This is a genomic window from Corallococcus sp. CA054B (assembly GCF_003611625.1).
Taxonomy (GTDB): domain Bacteria; phylum Myxococcota; class Myxococcia; order Myxococcales; family Myxococcaceae; genus Corallococcus; species Corallococcus coralloides.
This window is the reverse complement of the sequence record NZ_RAVY01000193.1, coordinates 1-18,020: the sequence shown is the minus strand read 5'-3', so window position 1 is coordinate 18,020 and position 18,020 is coordinate 1. Positions and strand designations below refer to the sequence as shown.

The window sequence follows — 18,020 nt, the reverse complement described above, 5'->3', positions numbered from 1 at the left end:
GGGCATGAGCGTGCCCCGCCCCAACCCCCTGCTGTCGGACCGCGACGTGGACTTCCAGCTCTACGAAGCGCTGGACACCACCGCCCTCTGCGCGCTGCCCGCCTTCCAGGAGCACTCGCGCGACACCTTCGCGCTCCTCCTGGACAGCACCCGCCGCTTCGCCCGCGAGGTGCTCGCCCCCACCTACCGGCCCATGGACGCCGCCCCGCCCGTCTTCGAACACGGCCGCGTGCGCGTCCATCCCGCCATGCGCTCGCTCTACGCGGGCATGGTCGACCTGGGCCTGCTCACCGCCACCCGCCCTCCCGGCGTCGGCGGCCAGCAGCTCCCGCTCACCGTGCACGCCGTGGCCAGCGCCTACCTCATGGCCGCCAACCTGAGCGCCTATGGCTACCTGGGCCTCACGATTGGCGCCGCGCACCTGCTGGAGGTCTTCGGCACGCCCTTCCTGCGTGACACCTTCATGGCCCGGCTGTACCGCGGCGAGTGGACCGGCACCATGGCCCTCACCGAGCCCCAGGCCGGCAGCAGCCTCGCGGACGTGAAGACGCGCGCCACGCCCGCGCCGGACGGCTCCTACCGCCTCCAGGGCTCCAAAATCTTCATCAGCAGCGGCGACCAGGACTTCACCGACAACGTCGTGCACCTCACCCTCGCCCGCATCGAGGGCGCGGAGGGCGGCACGCGCGGCGTGTCCCTCTTCGCCGTGCCCGCGAAGAGGCCCCAGGGGGACACCTTCGTCCCCAACGACGTCCAGGTGGCCGGCGTCATCCACAAGATTGGCTGGCGCGGCCTGCCCAGCCTCGTCCTCAACTTCGGCGAAGCCAATGACTGTCACGGCTGGCTCGTGGGCCAGCCCGGACGCGGGCTCGCGTGCATGTTCCAGATGATGAACGAGGCGCGCATCATGGTGGGCCTCAACGGCGTGTCCACCGCCGCCGTCGCCTACCAGGAGTCGCTCGCCTACGCGCGTGAGCGCCCCCAGGGCCGCCCCGCCGGCATCCGCGACACCACGCGCGCCCAGTCCCCCATCATCGAGCACGCGGACGTGCGGCGCATGCTGCTGCGCCAGAAGTCCATCGTGGAGGGTGGCCTCGCGCTCCTGCTCACCACCTCCACCCAGGCGGACCTCGCGCACCACGCCCCGGACGAAGCCACGCGCAAGCGCGCGCAGCTGCTGCTGGACCTGCTCACCCCCATCGCCAAGACGTTCCCCGCGGAGAAGGGCTTCGAATCCAACGCGCTCGCGCTCCAGATCCACGGCGGCTACGGCTACTCCAGCGAGTACCTCCCGGAAGCGTGGCTGCGAGACCAGAAGCTCAACAGCATCCACGAGGGCACCACCGGCATCCAGGGCCTGGACCTCCTCGGACGCAAGGCGGTGGCGGAGGGCGGCGCCGCGCTCCAGGCGCTCGACGAGGAGGTGCGGGCCACCACCGCCCGAGCCCGCGCCGCGGGCGTGGCGCCCGCCTGGAGCGATGCATTGGAAGACGCGCTCCAGCAGGCCGCATCCCTCACGCTGGAGCTGGGAGCGCGAGGCATGGCGGGCGAGGTGGACGTGATGCTCCGGCACAGCACGGACTTCCTGGAACTCTTCAGCGTGGTGGCCGTGGCGTGGCGCTGGCTCGCGCAGGCAGCCGCCGCGAAGGAAGGACTCTCTCGCGCGCCCTCACCGGAGGACACCGCCTTCTACGAGGGCAAGCTCGCCGCCGCGCAGTACTGGTTCGCGGTGGAGGTGCCGCGCGTGCCGCTGCTCGCCCACCTGTGCCGCACGGGCGAGGACTCCTACGCGCGCATGCGTCCGGACTGGTTCTGACATGTCCGTCTCCTTCCACCTGTGCCAGCCCGGGAAGGGCGCCTCGTGCGGTGCCTGCTGCGGCCTCTACAACTTCCGCGACCACTCGCGCGCGGCGCTGACCCGCAGGCTCACGGCGCAGACGGAGCGGCTCTCCCGCACGCCCCACACGCCCGAGGCCTACGGCGAGGCCGCGCGCGAACTCACCGCGAACCGGGACGCCCCCGCGCTCTTCCCCATCGTGCGGGTGTGTCCCCTGCTGGGCTTCCTGGACGCGGAGCACCAGCGCGTGGGCTGCCTGGGCCACCCGCTGGTGACGGGCGGCACGGACCTGCGCGACTGCGGCGTCTACCGCGCCACCGTCTGTGAGACGTTCACCTGCCCGTCCTTCGGCTGGCTCACCGACGCGCAGGCCCGGCTGGTCCAGGCAGCCTGCGCGGACTGGTACCTCTACGGCCTCGTCATCACCGACGTGGAGTTCGTGCGCGGCTGCCTGAAGCTCCTCGAGTGGGAGCTGGGAGGCCCCGCGTCCCCGGACCTCCTGCGCGAGCGTCCCGAATCGCTCGCCGCCGTGCGCCACCTCTTCGCCCTCAAGGAGACGGCGCCCGGCCGCGACGGGCAGTCCGCCGTGTTCGGCCGCTTCACCCATGACACGGAAGGCGAACCCGCGCCGCGCTCGCTCGACTACGCGGCGCTGGGCACGCGCGCCGCCCCCGAGGACGACGTGGTGCTGTGCCTGGGCTACACGCCCTCGGATGCGACGGAGCTGCTCGCCGCCAGGGCGCTGGTGCGCGAGCACGTGCGCGCCGTGGCCGCCACCTTCCCCGCGTAGCCTGCGCCATCCAGAAGCCAACACCCCGTCGCACGTCTGACGCTTGCAACGGCAGGGGGTCGTCCGCAGGTTCGCCTGCGGGAGGGTTGGCGGATGGGTGGACGTTGGATGTGGTTGGGGATGGTGGGGCTGTGCTCGCTTGCTTCCGGCTGTCAGGAGCATGACACCGAGGACACGGTGCCCGCGGCACCGGCGACGATGCAGACCCGCGACTCCGCGAGCGGCGGACTGATGGTGCCGGCCACGCCCGCGCTGGCGCAGAACACGGTGGACAACAACCGCGCCCCCAGTGGCGACGCGCGGCCCGCGGCGAACGCACAGGTGCCTCCGGACACGGCGCCTCCTCCTCCCGGTGCCCGGCCGCTGCCCGGCCCCCGCGTCAACGAGCCCGCGCAGGGCACCACGGCGCAGGCCCCGGCCCGCCGGAACGCCCAGGCCAATCCGAACGCCGCCCGGCCCCAGCAGGCCGCCCCGGCGAATCCGAACGCCCAGCAGGCCAACGCCCAACAGCAGCCCCAGCCCAACCGGGACGGCGCGCCCGCGACGCAGGCGCCCGCCGAGGGCCGGGTGATGATTGGCGCCCAGGCCGTGCAGGCCAGCGACGACGAGGCCTGGTACGAGGGCGCGGCCAAGGCGGCGCAGGCGGCGGTGACGGACACCTCCGCCAACCGGCCGCTGGAGCAGGTCATCATCGCGTCCAGCACGGTGAGCGGCCGGGTGACGCGCGTGGGCAGGAACACCCTGCACGTGCGCGACGGCGAGGGCACCGTCTACGAGCTCCAGCTCGACCAGCGCAGTCGCGGCCTGCGCCAGGGCCAGCGCGTGCCCCTCAAGGAACTCCAGGAGGGCACCCCGGTGCGCGCGCAGTTCGTGCTCATGGGCGGCCGCACCGTCGCGCGCGACGTGCAGGTGCGGCGCTAGCCCACGCCTCCGCCAACACCTGAAACGACGACACCCGGGAAGCCATGAGGCTCCCCGGGTGCCTGTCTTCGTCCCGGGCTCCCTTCACGCGAAGGGAGCCGGGATGGATGCGGATGCGACTACCAGACGGCCTTGAGCGTCACGCCCGAGTAGGCGGTGTAGCCACGGATCTTCACGTAGTACTTGCCCGCGGTCGTCTTGGTGATGTTGCACGTCTCGTTGTTGCCGGACAGGTACGGACGGCAGTCGTACGAGGCGGTCGTCGGCGAGGAGCCGAACTTCACGAACAGGTCCGCGTCGCCCGTGCCACCCGTGGTGGTGATGGTGACCCGCTTGTTCGCCGGCACGTCCAGCGTGATCCACTCGCTGGTGAAGGAGCCCGAGGCGCCGGAGATGCCCGTCACCGGGACGTTGTTCTGCAGCGTGTTGCCGCCACCGCCACCGCCGGGGGTGTAGGAGCCCTTCAGCGTCACGTTCGAGTACGAGGAGTAGGCGTTCAGCATCACGTAGTACGTGCCCGCCTGGATGTTGGTGATGGTGCACGTCTCCGCGTTGCCGGACTGGTACGGACGGCAGTCGTAGGTGGCCGAGTCCGGCACCGCGCCGAACTTCACGTACAGGTCCGCGTCACCCGTGCCACCGGAGATGGTGAACGTCAGGGCCGTGGCGCCCGAGGGGACCACCAGCGAGTAGTACTTGTTGTTGCCCGTGCTGTCGGACACCGTCACCGCGGTGCCGTTGGTCAGCGGGGTGGAGGTCGGGGGCGGCACCGTCACGCCCACGCCCACCGCTTCCCAGGCGGCCGTCACGGCAGCCTGCTCGGCCGCGGTGTAGCCCAGCGCCGCGGCGGCCTGGACCGTCCAGTTCTTGGCCTGCACGAACGTGGTGCTCGCCGTGAACAGGTTGGTGTTGGCGTAGTACCAGATGCGGGCGGCCTTCTCGACGCCGATGGCCGGCACGTTGATGGTGCTGCGGCCGCGCGGGTGCGTGCCACCCTTGGAGAGCAGCGCGAACGCCAGGTTCGGCACGCCGGAGCTGTAGTGCACGTCCGTGCTGGACGTCACGTTGGGCGCCCAGTCCTTGGACACGCCGTCCTTCGCCGGGTCATCCATGTAGCGCAGGGCGTCGTTCGCCGTGCCCGGCGTCCACACGTCCTCGCCCACCATCCAGACGTCCGCCGTCGTGCTCCAGTTGTTCACGCGGCTCTCGCAGACGGCGCCGAACGTGTCGGACATCGCCTCGTTGAGGCCGCCGGACTGGCCGGAGTAGATGAGGTTGGACTCGTGCTCCGTCACGGCGTGGGTCAGCTCGTGGACGGTGACGTCCGCGTCCTTGCCCAGCTCGATGGAGTTCACGCCGTCGCCGTCGCCGTACACCATCTGGGTGCCGTCCCAGTAGGCGTTCACGTAGTTGCGGCTGTAGTGCACCGTGCTGATGAGCGCCGTGCCCGCGTTGTCCAGCGAGTCGCGGTTGAAGAGCACCTTGTAGCAGTCGTAGGTGTAGCCCAGCATGTCGTAGTTGATGTCGACGTGCGAGTCACCGACGGCCGCCTGGCCCTCGCTGCGCTTGAGCGTGCCCGGGGTGCTGGTGCCGTTGTTCGCGCTGTACACCCGGCGGTTGATGGCCGAGTGGATCTGCGGCGCGCGCAGCACGACGGAGCCGTCCTGGGCGCTCACGTACACGCGGTCGCGCAGCGGCATCAGGTTGTTCTCACCCGTCACCGTCACTTCGTACGCCAGGCGCAGCGCGCCTTCCTCGGTGCGCACGTACACCAGGCGGGGAGCACCCTGGGCCTCCAGGCCCGTGCCCACCGTCGCGCTCAGCGCCGCCTCACGCGCGGACGCGGCCGCGATGCGCGGCAGCGCGGACACGTTCAGGCCGTCGCGCGCGGAGCCGTTCGCCCCGTACACCGAGCCGTCCGGACGAACGTGCACCACCAGCTCGCCGCCGACGACCTCCAGGCCGTTCTTGGTCTGCGTGAAGCGCAGGTGCTGGTTGCCCATCTCGTCGGTGCGCGACTTGCGCAGCACCATGTCATCCGCGTTCAGCCGGAACGCCGGCGCCACGCTCGCCACCGCCTGGCGGCTCGCGTCCAGCGTGTTCAGCGTCAGCGCCACCCGGCCCAGCTCGCCCTGGATGCTGTCCGGGATGCCGTCCGCGTGCACGCCCACCACCTGGGCGCCACCGAGCGCGTTCAGCGTGCTCTGGATGTCCTCGCCCGACCTCTCCTGCCCAGGCGCCTGCACCTCCTCCCCCGAGGAGCCCTGCGTACCGCACGCCGTCAGAGCCACGCCCAACCAGGCCGCGCCAATCGTCTTCAACAGTCGATGAGCCAACGCGATACCTCCATGAAGAAACAGCGGGATGATACGTGACACACTTGAAATCATCAGGGCAACTACTTTTTGGAGAAAGTACGTTTAGTCACTTTCACCAGCCCTGCCGCTCAAGCCAAGAGAACCTGAATTGCCGTTCTGTAAAATTTCAACAGCTTTGCAGCTCTTCACCGGCTCTCCCGAGGGAACGAACCTGCCTCCGGGATGTCTCAAAAAATGTTTCATGAGACGGGCGGAAGACTGCCTCAGGGGGCTGACATGACGCGGAGCGCCGGGCGCCGGTGGACCGAAGGGCTGTGCGTGGGGGCGCTGCTGGCGCTCACGGCCTGCGCGTCCCGAGCGCCGGTGGTGACCCAGGTGCCAGCGCCGCCCACGTTGTCGGTGGCGCAGGTGGCGAGGCTCCTGCCCGCGAAGGTGAAAGGGGCGGAGCGCGAGGGATGGGCGGGCGACGTGCTGGCGGCGCTGGACGCGGAGGCGATTCCCGCCGCGGCGTCGGAGGTGTGTCAGGTGCTGGCCATCATCGAACAGGAGTCCGGCTTCCAGGCGGACCCCGCGGTGCCGGGGCTGCCCAAAATGGTGCGTCAGAGGCTGGACAGCACCGCGGGACGGCTGGGCCCCGTGGGGCGGCGGCTGCTGGGGGACGTGCTCGCGGCGAAGCCGAAGGGGGCGAAGCGCACCTTCGGGGCGCGGCTGGACACCCTGCGCACCGAACGGGACCTGGACCGGCTCTTCCGGGACATGCTGGCCTACTACGAGGAGGAGTACCCGGCGGCGTACGCGGCCGCGGACCTGGCCAGCTCGCTGTTCGGTCCGTCCTCGTTCGCGGGGCAGAACCCCGTCACCACCGCGGGCTCCATGCAGGTCAGCGTGCGCTACGCGGTGGAGAAGGCGGGCCCGGACGCGGATCCGGTGGCGGTGCGCGAGTCGCTCTACACGCGCGCGGGCGGCGTGCGCTACGGCACCGCCCGGCTCCTGGGCTTCGAGGCCGCGTACGACGCACCGCTCTACCGCTTCGCGGACTACAACAGCGGCGTCTACAGCTCGCGCAACGCCGCGCTCCAGGCCCAGGTCAGCCGGCTCACCGGCGTCGCCCTGGCGACCGACGGCGACCTCCAGCTGTACGACAAGGACGGTGAGCCGCGCGGCGAGGACAGCCAGAGCCTCAAGGCGCTGCTCCTCTTCCGAGAGCGCTACGCGCCGGACCTGAGCGAGCGCCGGGTGCGCCGGGACGTGAAGGAGGAGAAGACGGCGGACTTCGAGAAGACGGACACATACCTGGCGGTGAAGCGCGTGTACGCGAACCGGATGGGGCAGACGCCCGCCTACGCCCAGCTGCCCCAGGTGACGCTCAAGAGCGTGAAGCTGAGCGGGGAGCGCTCCACCGCGTGGTTCGCGAAGTCGGTGGATGCCCGCTACCAGCGGTGCATGGCCCGCCACCGCCAGCCTGCGCGGTAGCGGGCCGCCACGCCGGGACTACGGCGTGGTGAAGGCGGCGCTGAACGTGTCCGCGGTGATGATGGGCAGCAGCTCCGCGGTGATGTACGGGGAGCGCGAGGGCTCATGGTTCGGCGAGCCCTCCGCCATCACCCGCACGTAGTAGGTCGACGCGGGCAGGAGCAGGCCCGGCGGCAGGCGGACATGCGTCCGGTCACCGGGCACGTAGAAGCGCAGCGTCGGGTTGGCGCCGGAGGCGGCGGTCAACTGGATGACGGACACCACGTAGTTCCGGGCCGTGCCCAGGACGGGAGGCCGCCAGGAGATGAGGGGCTGGTTGGTGCCCACCACGCGCGACACATAGGCGTCCATGCCGTCGATGCGCAGATCCCGCGGCGGCGAGACGGGCGGCTGGATGGGACCGGCGATGAGGTGATCCAGCCGGTCGGTGACGTAGATGTTGCCACTGGGATAGTGGATCCGGTTCCCCACGACGACGGGCGTCGGAGACCGGAACGAATAGCCGGCGGTGCCCACCACGCCCCAGCTGGACGGATAGGGATTGCCGTAGGCCAGGCGGCTCGCGATGACGCCATCCTCGCCGCGCGGCAGCCACATGTTGAACAGCTCCCCCTGGTAGCCCACCCAGCCGTGCTGGTAGCCGAACGGCGCGGGCACCAGCGACAACGAGGGATAGTTGAGCGTGCCGCTGGGGTTCGCGTCCGAGCGCCAGCGGGTGAACTGGTTCAGGCGCCACTCCAGGGAGAAGGGCGTCTGCCTCACGGGCTCCAACGTGGCCGCCAGCGGCAGCGGAGTGGTGCCGTCCGGCGTGAACGAGAACGACGGCAGGTGCGCGCTGCTCACCAGCGACTGGTACGCCAGGGGCCCGCCGCTCGGCAGCGTCCCGGCCTGCACGGAGTTGAGCTGGTTCACGTAGATGCGGTCGCCCTTCGACGCATCCAGGACGGGCGCCCCGTAGCCGGTGCTGATGAACGCGGAGGCGTACGGGTCGATGATGGACGTGTCGCCGGGCTGGGCCCACACGTACAACGAGCTGTACAGGTCCACGTCCGCGCTGATGAGCTGCACGGAGGTGCCCGGCTCGGAGATGGACGAATAGTCCTGCCAGGGTTCCAGGTTGAAGAGCTCCGCGGACACGGGGGAGTCGGTCTGCGGCAGATAGACCGCGTCCGGCCGGCCGATGCGGTTGATGCCCAGGTCGAAGCGGCGCTCGCGAGTGAGGAAGTAGCTCCGGCTCGAGCGCAGGAAGTACTCACCGTCCGGAACGTTGTCGAAGCGCATGCCCCCCGCCACCGGCGTGCCGGTGTACCGGTCGAAGGCGATGCCGTTGGGGACGAGGATCTCCAGGTCGCGGCCGGCCAGGTTCTGGGGCACCCGCGTCACCCCGGCGCTGGAGTGGAAGCGCGTGTCCGCCGTCACCAGTACGGACGTGCCCGCGTCCACCGGACCGGAGCCCGCATCGGGCTCGCCACAGCCCGGCAGCATGTCCTCGTTGGTGATGACCGCGGTCCCCTCGCGGGGGTCCATGGCGATTCCGGGAGGGTTCACCTCCTCGGAGGGAGGCGGGGCTTCGCCGCAGCCCAACCAGGCCGCGCAGGTGGGGACGAGCAACAAAGACAGACGTCGCAAGGACATGGATGCCCCTTCGTGACAGGAATCTGGCAGTGATTGTCCGGTCCCGGCCCCGACCAGACACCGCCAAGCTATACGCGAAGGGTCTGACTTCCTTGATATTTACTTTTTGATGGGTAATTCCAGTGGGCGCAATTCAAGGATTGCGCCCACCTCCGTCTGGCATCTACCGGCCCGGCGCCGTCGGCGGGGCGAAGCGCTTGTCGGAGATCTTCATCTCCGTGACGGGGCCGTACTTGCGGGCCACGTCGCGCAGGGCCTCCGCCTTGCCAATGAGGACGAACGTCAGGTCCTCCTGGGCGGGCAGGACGCGCTGGAGCACGGTGTGCACGCTGCCACGGGTGGAAGCGGACACGGCGTCCGCGAACCCGTTCACGTCCTGTTCGCCCATGCCGAAGAAGGCCAGCTCCGACAGCTTCATGGCCAGCTGCTCCCCGGTCTCCAGCGTCGGCGGGAACTGCCCCAGCACGTAGGCCTTGGCGGAGGCGAGCATGGCGTCATCCATGCCGTCCTGGCGGTAGCGCGCGAGCACATCCAGTGCCAGGTCGATGGCACGGCCCGTGGAAGCCGTCTGGGTATAGGACGTGAGGATGATGGTGCCGGGCTGGAGCGCCGTGGCCAGCGCGGAGCGCGCACCGTAGGTGAGGCCGGTCTTCACGCGCAGCTCGGTGTTGAGCAGCGAGGTGAAGCGGCCTCCCAGCACGGTGTTGCCCAGCTCCGCCACGACGCGGTCCGGGTCGGTGCGGCGGATGCCCGTGTTGCCAATGGCGAAGTAGGTCTGGGTGGCGTCGGGCTTGTCCACCAGCAGCACGTGGCGGCCCTTCGTGGGCGCGGTGGGGGGCACCGCGGCGAGCGGCTGTGCCGCCGGCGCCCATCCGCCCAGCGCGGCCTCCAGCTTCGCGGCCAGCTGCTTCGCGTCGAAGTCGCCCACGACGGAGAGGATGAGCCGGTCCCCGCCCAGGTTCGCCTTCGCCCAGCCGAGCACGTCGCTCCGGCTGATGCCCGGCAGCGACGCCTCACTGCCCACCGCGGATCCGCCGTACGGGTGCGAGGGGAAGTGGAAGGCGTTGAAGTACACGCCGATGAGCGCGCGCGGGTCGCCGTCCTTGGCGGAGGCGATCTCCGACACGCGCAGCGCGCGGGCCTTCTCCAGCTCCTGCGCGTCGAAGCGGGGGCGCACGAGCATGTCCGACAGCAGCTCCACCATCAGCGCGGTGTCGCGGGACTGGAAGCTGCCGTTGAGGACGAGCGCCTCGCGCCCGGGCGTGATCTCCAGCTCGCCGCCCACGCCGTCCACGGCGTCGGCGAACTGCTGGGCGTTGCGGGAGCCCGCGCCCTTCTGGAGCAGCTCGGCGGTGAGCGCGGCCAGGCCCTCCTTGCCGGCGGGGTCGGTGACGGCGCCGCCCTTGAGCCACGCGCTGAAGGACACCAGCGGCAGCTCGTGCTTCTCCACGAGGAGCAACCGCACGCCGTTCTTCAGCGTGACGGAGGTCGTCTCCGGCAGCGTCACGCCCTTCGTGGACAGCGGGACCGCGGGCGCGGGCGTGGCCGGGGTCTCCGGCGCCGAAGGAGGCGGCGTGGGCGCGGCGGTGGGAGCGGGCGTCGGCGCGGTCGCGCACGCGGAGGTGAACAGCAGCGCGGCGAGGGCGGAGCGCAGCGGGCGGGGACGGAAGAGAGCGTTCATCGCGCGGCCTCCTTGTTGGCCGGGGCGGCGGGAGCCGTGGTGGGGACGAGCCAGCCCACGGTGCGGCGGTCGGGGTTGAAGATGCGGGCGGCCAGCGCCTTCACGCCGTCGCGGGTGACCTGCTCGTAGCGCGCGGGCGCGTCGAGCAGGGCCTTCCAGTCTCCCCGGAAGGTGGCGGCGTTGCCCAGCTCGCGGGCGCGGCCGCTGTTGGTCTCCAGCTTGCGCCAGAAGGTGGACAGGGCCACGTTGCGCGCCTTGCGCAGCTCCGCGTCGGTGACGCCGTCCTTCACCACGCGGGCCAGCTCCGCGTTGAGCAGCGCCTCGGTCTTCGCCAGGTCACCGCCCGGCGTCAGGTCCACGGAGAACCAGACGAGGAACGGGTCGAAGCCCCCGGCGGTGGAGCTCCGGACGCGGATGGCCACGCGCGCCTCGTCCACCAGCTTGCGGTGCAGGCGCGACGAGTCCCCGTGCGTGAGGATGAGGCCCAGCAGCTCCAGCGTCTCGATGTCCGGGTCGTTGGCGGCGAGGCCGTGGTAGGCGACCTGGAGCAGCGGGGACTGCGCCAGCTTCTTCACGACGATGCGCCGCTCGCCCTGCTGTTCAGGCTCCCTGGTGCGCACGGGCTCTGGCGCGGGCTGCGAGGGGATGGTGCCCAGCGTGGCCTCCACCTGCTCGAAGACGCGGGCCGGATCCAGGTCGCCCGCGAGGACGAGCGTGGCGTTGTTGGGGGCGTAGTACGTCTTGAAGTAGCGCTGGAGGTCCTCCATGCGCCAGGACTCGATGTCGGACGGCCAGCCGATGACGGGAATCTGGTACGGGTGCGCGACGAAGGCGGTGGCCTGCAGCTGCTCCTGGAGCGCGCCGTTGTTGTCATTGTCCACGCCCGAGCGGCGCTCGGAGTAGACGACGCCGCGCTCGGACTCGATGACCTTGGGGTCGAAGGAGAGCGACTGGAGCCGGTCCTGTTCCAGGTCGAGGATGAGGGGCAGCGCGGAGGCGGGGAACCAGTCCAGGTAGACGGTGACGTCCTCGGAGGTGAAGGCGTTGTTGGAGCCGCCGTTGGCCTCCATGACGCGGTCGAACTCACCGGGGCCGTACTTCTTCGCGCCGTTGAACATCATGTGCTCGAAGAAGTGGGACAGGCCGGTGATGCCGGGGCGCTCGTTGCGGCTGCCCACGCGGAACCAGTTGGCGAGCGCCACGTTGGGGATGTCGTGGTCCGGCCAGACGATGACGGTGAGCCCGTTCTTCAGCGTGCGGGCCTGGATGTCCGAGCCCAGCTTCGCGGCGGAGGTGGAGCCAGCGGCGGGCTTCGCGGAAGGCTCGGAGACGGCCTGGGCCCCGGCCTGGGGCGCACCCAGGAGGGCCAGACAGGCGAACCACGACAACGGCGGACGGAACATCCTTGCTCCTGGGGAGGGACCACGGCGGCGCCCGGGAACGGGCGAAGGCGCACCCTATTCCAGATGGGCTCAATCCTCGCGGATTCCACCAAAGCGCAGCAGCCCCAGGAGCTGCGCGGGGGACAAGGCGGCGGCGCCGTCCGCCTCGGACAGGAGGCTGTCCGCCAGCTCCCGCTTCTCCGCGTGGAGGGCGAGGATGGCCTCCTCGATGGTGCCTTCGGAGACGAACCGCGACACGGTGACGGGGCGCGTCTGCCCGATGCGGTGGGCCCGGTCGGAGGCCTGGTCCTCCACCGCGGGGTTCCACCACGGATCCAGGTGAAGCACGTGGTCGGCGCCGGTGAGGTTGAGGCCGGTGCCGCCCGCCTTGAGCGAGATGAGGAAGAGCGCCCCCTCCCCTCGCTGGAAGGCCTCTACACGGGCCTGCCGCTCCGCCGCGGGCGTTCGTCCATCCAGGTACTGGAACGCGATGCCCCGGGCCTCCAGCGCGTCGCGCACCAGCGCCAGATGGCGCACGAACTGGCTGAAGACGAGCGCGCGGCCCCCTTCCGCCAGCAGCTCGTCCACCCGCTCCAGCACGCGCTCCAGCTTGGAGGAGGACAGCCCCGTGTCCGGATCCACCAGGCGGGGATGACAGGCGGCCAAGCGCAGCCGGGTGAGCGCGGCCAGCATCTCGAAGCGCTGGTCCCCGCCAGGAGTCCCCTCGCCCAGCCGGGCCAGGGCCGCGAGCCGCACGTCGTCGTACACGCGCCGCTCGGCGTCCGACAGGGTGACGGGCACCACGGTCTCCACGCGCGGGGGCAGCTCGCGTGCCACCTGGGCCTTCGTGCGGCGCAGGAGGAAGGGGCGCACCAGCCGGGCCAGGGACGCGCGCGCGTCCGCGCTCCGGTCCCGCTCGATGGGAACGGCGAACCGCGAGTGGAAGGCCTCGCGCCCGCCCAGCAGGCCGGGGAAGAGCAGGTGGTAGAGGCTCCACAGCTCGGACAGGCGGTTCTCCACCGGCGTGCCGGTGAGGGCCACGCGGGCCTCGGCCTTCACGCCGCGCAGCGCGCGGGCCCGTGCCGTGTCCGGGTTCTTCACCGCCTGCGCTTCATCCACCACCAGCGTGGCGAACGTCACGTCCGCGAGCTTCGCCGCATCCCGCGTCAGCAGCCCGTAGCTGATGATCAGCACGTCCCGGGGCCCCAGCAGGGATGGCAGGGCGTCCCGCTCCGCGTCCTGCCAGACATGCACTCGAAGGGACGGCGCGAAGCGGTCGGACTCGCGCATCCAGTTGCCGCGCAGGGACGTGGGCGCCACCACCAGTGCGGGCCCCATCGCCGCGCGGGACAGCAGCAGGGCCAGCGCCTGGACCGTCTTGCCCAATCCCATGTCATCCGCGAGGCACGCGCCCGCGCCCCATGAGGCCAGCTTCGCGAGCCACGTGAAGCCCTCGCGCTGATAGTCGCGCAGCTCCGCCTTCAAGCTTCGGGGCACGCGCACCGGACGTGCGTGGGCATCGCGGATGCGCTTCGCCAGCTGGCGCCAGTCCGGAGGCGCCTGGACTCGCGCGCCGGCCTTCTCCAGTGTGTCGAGCACGGGCGCCGCCGCGGCGCTCACCTCCAGCCCCTTGCGCCCCGGATGGGCCACGTCCGCGAGCGGGGTCAGCTGCTCGCGCAGCGCCTCCGTGAGGCGCATCCAGCGTCCCTTCCCCAGCGGGACGTAGCGCTGGCGGCGGCGCACGGCCTCCAGCAGGACCGCCAGCTCCACGCGGGTGCCGTCCAGCTCCACGCCCCCCTTCGCGCCGAACCAGTCGTGCTCCCGCAGGACCTGGACCCGGACGTTCGCGGTCTCCACGCGCGTCACCGTCCACGGCTGCTCCGCCCACTCCACGCGCACCGAGGGGCCCGCGAGCGGCTCCAGCGCCTCCAGGAACTGGAGCGCATCCTCCGCGGTGTCGCGCGTGAAGTGATACACCCCGGCCGGCAATGACAGACGTGCGAGGAGCGCGTCCGCCTCCTTCCGCTCCGCGTCCAGGTCGCGCCGGACCATGACCCGCTCCTTGCCGCGCAGGCCTCGGAGCACGGGAGCGCCCTCGCCCACGGGCTGGGGAGGCGCCTCCGGAAGGGGCCTCACGAGGAGCGAAACCTCCAACGCGGAATCCTCCACCGCGCGAAGCCGCACCAGCAGGCCCGGGCTGGCCTCCACGGGGCGGGGCTCCAGGGACGGGGGCAGCGCCACGGGGAAGGCCGCCTCCAGCGCGGAAAGGTGCCCCAGCAAAGCCTCGCGCTGGCGCTCGGACACGTAGGCGCCGTGGCGCGCCAGGGACTCGAGCAGGGGCACCGCGCCGAGGGGAACGGACACCAGGGTGACGCTCGGCCCGCCGGGCTCCACGAGCAGCCAGGGCTGGGGCGCCTCCGGCCCATCGGGAGGTGGCGTCATGGCCTCTGGGGGCACAGGGCGTCCGTCCACCGCCGGCCGCAGGCGCAGGGCCATTCCGTCCTCTTCCAGGGCGAAGCCCAGCGGCGCTTCCCGCACTCGCACGGCCGCGTCCGGAGCGCCGGGCAGGCGGAGGCGGGGGCTGTGCGCGAGCGAGCGCAGGGCCTGGAGCAGCAGCGTGTAGGGCGCGGCCGCATCGAAGCCTGCCCCCAGGTACATGCCGTCCCCGCCCATCCGCTCTTCCGTGTCGAGGAGCAACCAGGCATGGCGTTCATCCGGGTCCTGGAGCGTCCGGAGCGCCTTGTCGCGGTCAAACCAGGTGACGGCGCGGCCCGGCGAAAGGCCGCCCTTCTTCGCAGGCACGTGCAGATAGGGCCGGAGCCGCCAGCCGCGCGAGGACTCGGGCTCCAGCCGGAAGGTGACGAAGTCGCCGGTCGCTGGAGTGTCGTGAACCGCCCGGTCCAGGAGCGACGCCTCCAGTGCGGACAGCAGCTCACGGCCCGGCGCTTCGAACAGCCCCTCCGACAGTTTCGCGGCGTGCGAGGCCTGCTTCGGCAGCACCAGGAACGCCAGCGCCGCGTCCACGGCGGTCAAGGCGTGGACGCAGGAAGCCTCCGCCACCTTGGGGGAGCACGGACAGGACAGGCCGGGACGTCCCTCCATCAGGGCGCGAGGGTCGAGCACCACGTGCCCCCCGTCCTCCCCGGACGCGCGCGGCCCCGGGGGCGTCCACGCCGCCAGTTCCGGCTCTGTCACGAGCAGCCGCAAGGGGCGCTCCTGGAGGGTGACCGTGGGTGATGGCGACAGCAGCCGGGGCATGGCCTGGGTGCGGATCCGCGCGCGGGCCCGCGTCAGCACATCCCTCAGCGGCGCGAGGCGGTCATCCGTCAGCGGCGGCAAGGGTTTCGCGGAGGCTTCACGGGTCAGTCCCCGAGAGACGCGTCCTGCCTCGTCACGCACCCAGTGCCAGGCTGCCTCCACGAGGACGTCCTTGCTGGCGTCCTTCAAGCGCCGCAGCTTCGAGGTGCCCTCCAGCGCATCCACCACCGTGGCCTTGCGCAGCACGGGGAGCCAGCGTCGGGTGAAGGGCCCGGGCAACAGGGGCGCCAGCACCGCCACGGGCACCGTGCGGGCACGCGCGGCGTGGTGCTCCACGAGCCATGCCTGGACTGCGTCGGGCGTGGCGGGCCGTGAAGGGGCCTTCGCGAGGCGCGGGGAGGCGGGCTGCGTGGGTCGAGGAGGCGACACGCGCTTTCGCCCACGGGGAGCGGAGGCGCGGATCCACTCAAGCCCGACCGCGATCGCGTGCGCGCAGACCCCTTCGTTCCAGTACCTGTCGCATTCACACCCCAGCAGCAGCTCTTCGGAATCAGGTTCCGCGGTGATGGTCGCGTTGAACGCGTGCACGCGCCCTTCGGTGACGGTTCCCTGGAGGCGGCCCAACGAAGGCGGACGCACGTCCACCGCTCTCCGGGCGAGCAACCGCCGGGCCTGCTCGAGCACCTGCTCACCGGCCACCTCGCGAAGGTGGTCCACCGTGAGGCGCTGCTCGATCAGGACTTCTGGCGTGGAGGAGGACGCGGGCATCGAGCCAGAAAGCTACCCATGAGGTAGCCTTCCAGCGAGCCCTGACTTCAAGTCGTCACGCCGGATCCGCCGCGAAAGAGCACCTGGCGGCCCGGCGAGCGCTCCCAACGGACGCTATGCGCCTAGCACCTGCCGCAGCACGGCCTGGAAGTAGTTCGTGCTGCCGACGTGGCCCGCGTGCAGCTTGGCGGACTGGTGGAGGCGCTGGGCGACGGCCTCGAACTCCGCCTGGCTGACGTCGCGCAGGGACAGGTACAGGCGGGCGGCGGCGCGCAGGTAGGAGAAAAGCGGGTTCTTGTGGTGGCCGTCGGGCCGGCGCACGAGGTGCCGGTAGAGCTGGGAGAACTCCTGGTCGACCTCCGCGTGGCGGGTGTCGCGGCAGAAGCCGGCGGCGGTGGCCTCGATGAGGAAGAAGAACGGCTCGTACTCAGGGAAGGGAGGCCGGGAGAAGTCTGGGGGCTGCTTGTTGCCGGTCCACAGCGCGGAAATGGGCTGCAGGCGCACGTGGGCGGTGACGTCACCGAAGCGCACGGGCACCTCGTCGCCCACGACCTTCACCTGGCCCTGCTCGTCCCGTTCCACGGGGATGAACAGGCGCATGGGGTCCTCCACCTTCACGCCCGCCTTCTCCAGCTCCGCCACCACGTTCGCGTCCATTGCGTTGATGAACCTCCGGGTCCCCGATCTACCGCGTCGCGCCCGGATGTGCACCCGGTGCGTCGGCCGGGAGGCCCAAGGCCAGCGACAGGGCAAGCCCCCATCAGTCCGAGCGGATGGCCAGGAGCGGATCCACCCGGGTGGCCCGGCGGGCCGGGAGCCAGCAGGCCAGCAGCGCCACCGCCCCGAGCACAACCGCCACGCCTCCGAACGTGAGGGGGTCGTGGGCCGTGACGCCGTAGAGCTGGCTCTCCAGGACGCGAGCCAGCGCCAGCGCCCCCGCGAGCCCCAGCCCAATGCCCGCGCCCGCCAGCAACGCACCGTGCCCCATGACGAGCCAGAGCACATCCGCGGAGCGCGCGCCCAGGGCCATGCGGATTCCAATCTCCCGCGTCTGTTGCGACACCAGATAGGAGATGACGCCGTAGAGCCCCGCCGAGGAGAGCACCAGCGCCACGACGGCGAAGCCCCCCAGCAGCCACAGCACCAGCCGCCGCATGCCCAGCGACTGCTCAATGACCTGCTCCATCGTCAGCGCACGGTGGACCGGCACGTCCGAATCCAGCCGCCGCACCACCTCCCGGAGCGCCGGCGCGAGCCCTTCTGGGCCCCCCCCGGTACGCAGCACCAGCACCATCCCGTTGTCGCCCCAAGGCCTGCCGTAGGGGACGTGCAGCTCCGCGAGCGGCACCTTGTCCAGCCCGGCCTGGCGCACGTCGCCCACCACCCCCACGATGGTGGCCGCCCCCCCGGCGAACAGGAGCCTGCGTCCCAGCGCGCTCCCTTCCGGGAAGTGCCGGCGCGCCAGGGTCTCGTTCACGATGACGACCGGCGGCTGCCCGGGCTCCGCGTCCCGGGCGGTGAAGTCCCGTCCCGCGAGCAGCGGAATCTCCAGCGCGGAGAAGTAACCGGGACTGGAGGCGCGGCGCTCCGCCGACGGCGTCTCCCCGGGGTCCGGGGGCGGCTCGCCCTCCACCGTGTAGCGCAAGTTGCTCCAGGCCCGCTGGATGGGCAGCAGCGAGGTCATCCCCGCGGCACGCACTCCCGGCAGTGCCCGCACCTGCTCGAGCACCGGCTCGAACAGGCGCCGCGGCAGGTCCCCGTCCGCGAACCGCTCCCGGGGGATGGCCAGGTGCGCGGTCAGGACATGGTCCACCGCGAACCCAGGGGACGCCCCCATCAGCTGGAAGAAAGCCCGTCCCAGCAGCCCTGCACCTACCAGCAGGACGAGCGTGAGCCCCAGCTCCGCCACCACCAGGGCCCCCCGCAGTCGCCGGTTGGCGCGGGAACTCCCCCCAGG

General features: G+C 71.3%; 11 protein-coding genes. 4 read left to right on the top strand and 7 right to left on the bottom strand.

Annotated elements, in window-relative coordinates:
- The first annotated feature begins 4 nt into the window (after positions 1 to 4).
- From D7V80_RS33090 to D7V80_RS33080, 3 genes are all read left to right on the top strand, one after another.
- Entirely contained in the window at positions 5 to 1,816 is a 1,812-nt protein-coding gene (locus tag D7V80_RS33090) for an acyl-CoA dehydrogenase (protein ID WP_120591912.1), read from the top strand.
- Position 1,817: 1 nt separating this feature from the next.
- Positions 1,818 to 2,627, top strand: a complete 810-nt coding sequence (locus tag D7V80_RS33085) for a hypothetical protein (protein WP_120591911.1) — start codon at positions 1,818 to 1,820, stop codon at positions 2,625 to 2,627.
- Between the two features lie 93 nt (positions 2,628 to 2,720).
- Positions 2,721 to 3,548: a hypothetical protein gene (locus D7V80_RS33080; RefSeq protein ID WP_233585895.1), complete on the top strand. Its 828-nt coding sequence runs from the start codon at positions 2,721 to 2,723 to the stop codon at positions 3,546 to 3,548.
- Between the two features lie 119 nt (positions 3,549 to 3,667).
- Here D7V80_RS33080 and D7V80_RS33075 read toward each other — a convergent pair whose 3' ends face one another.
- Positions 3,668 to 5,884 (bottom strand): M4 family metallopeptidase, encoded by a 2,217-nt coding sequence (locus D7V80_RS33075; RefSeq protein WP_120591909.1) that lies wholly within the window; start codon positions 5,882 to 5,884, stop codon positions 3,668 to 3,670.
- A 258-nt stretch (positions 5,885 to 6,142) separates the two neighbouring features.
- Between D7V80_RS33075 and D7V80_RS33070 the strand changes: the two genes are divergently transcribed.
- On the top strand, positions 6,143 to 7,339 hold the full coding sequence (locus tag D7V80_RS33070; RefSeq protein WP_120591908.1) for a DUF1615 domain-containing protein: 1,197 nt from the start codon (positions 6,143 to 6,145) through the stop codon (positions 7,337 to 7,339).
- Between the two features lie 18 nt (positions 7,340 to 7,357).
- Here D7V80_RS33070 and D7V80_RS33065 read toward each other — a convergent pair whose 3' ends face one another.
- The 6 genes from D7V80_RS33065 to D7V80_RS33040 form a co-directional block, all read right to left on the bottom strand.
- Positions 7,358 to 8,974, bottom strand: coding sequence for a fibronectin type III domain-containing protein (locus tag D7V80_RS33065; RefSeq protein WP_147447288.1), 1,617 nt, complete (start codon positions 8,972 to 8,974; stop codon positions 7,358 to 7,360).
- Positions 8,975 to 9,137: 163 nt separating this feature from the next.
- Positions 9,138 to 10,655 (bottom strand): pitrilysin family protein, encoded by a 1,518-nt coding sequence (locus D7V80_RS33060; protein ID WP_120591906.1) that lies wholly within the window; start codon positions 10,653 to 10,655, stop codon positions 9,138 to 9,140.
- The gene (locus tag D7V80_RS33055) at positions 10,652 to 12,058 is read right to left on the bottom strand and encodes a pitrilysin family protein (protein ID WP_120591905.1); all 1,407 of its coding nucleotides are present in this window, start codon (positions 12,056 to 12,058) and stop codon (positions 10,652 to 10,654) included. The genes D7V80_RS33060 and D7V80_RS33055 overlap by 4 nt, the downstream gene beginning before the upstream one ends.
- Before the next feature lie 69 nt (positions 12,059 to 12,127).
- Positions 12,128 to 16,063, bottom strand: a complete 3,936-nt coding sequence (locus tag D7V80_RS33050; RefSeq protein ID WP_120591904.1) for a DEAD/DEAH box helicase — start codon at positions 16,061 to 16,063, stop codon at positions 12,128 to 12,130.
- A gap of 114 nt (positions 16,064 to 16,177) precedes the next feature.
- Complete coding sequence (locus tag D7V80_RS33045) at positions 16,178 to 16,720, bottom strand: hypothetical protein (protein ID WP_120591903.1); 543 nt, start codon at positions 16,718 to 16,720, stop codon at positions 16,178 to 16,180.
- A 103-nt stretch (positions 16,721 to 16,823) separates the two neighbouring features.
- The coding region (locus D7V80_RS33040) for an FtsX-like permease family protein (protein ID WP_120591913.1) at positions 16,824 to 18,020 on the bottom strand (1,197 nt) is incomplete at its 5' end.

Bases quoted from the DNA above. Each gene is read 5' to 3' on its own strand.
- D7V80_RS33090 (WP_120591912.1), top strand. From the start codon at position 5: ATGAGCGTGCCCCGCCCCAACCCCCTGCTGTCGGACCGCGACGTGGAC.
- D7V80_RS33085 (WP_120591911.1), top strand. From the start codon at position 1,818: ATGTCCGTCTCCTTCCACCTGTGCCAGCCCGGGAAGGGCGCCTCGTGC.
- D7V80_RS33080 (WP_233585895.1), top strand. From the start codon at position 2,721: ATGGGTGGACGTTGGATGTGGTTGGGGATGGTGGGGCTGTGCTCGCTT.
- D7V80_RS33070 (WP_120591908.1), top strand. From the start codon at position 6,143: ATGACGCGGAGCGCCGGGCGCCGGTGGACCGAAGGGCTGTGCGTGGGG.
- D7V80_RS33065 (WP_147447288.1), bottom strand. From the start codon at position 8,974: ATGTCCTTGCGACGTCTGTCTTTGTTGCTCGTCCCCACCTGCGCGGCC.
- D7V80_RS33060 (WP_120591906.1), bottom strand. From the start codon at position 10,655: ATGAACGCTCTCTTCCGTCCCCGCCCGCTGCGCTCCGCCCTCGCCGCG.
- D7V80_RS33055 (WP_120591905.1), bottom strand. From the start codon at position 12,058: ATGTTCCGTCCGCCGTTGTCGTGGTTCGCCTGTCTGGCCCTCCTGGGT.
- D7V80_RS33050 (WP_120591904.1), bottom strand. From the start codon at position 16,063: ATGCCCGCGTCCTCCTCCACGCCAGAAGTCCTGATCGAGCAGCGCCTC.
- D7V80_RS33045 (WP_120591903.1), bottom strand. From the start codon at position 16,720: ATGGACGCGAACGTGGTGGCGGAGCTGGAGAAGGCGGGCGTGAAGGTG.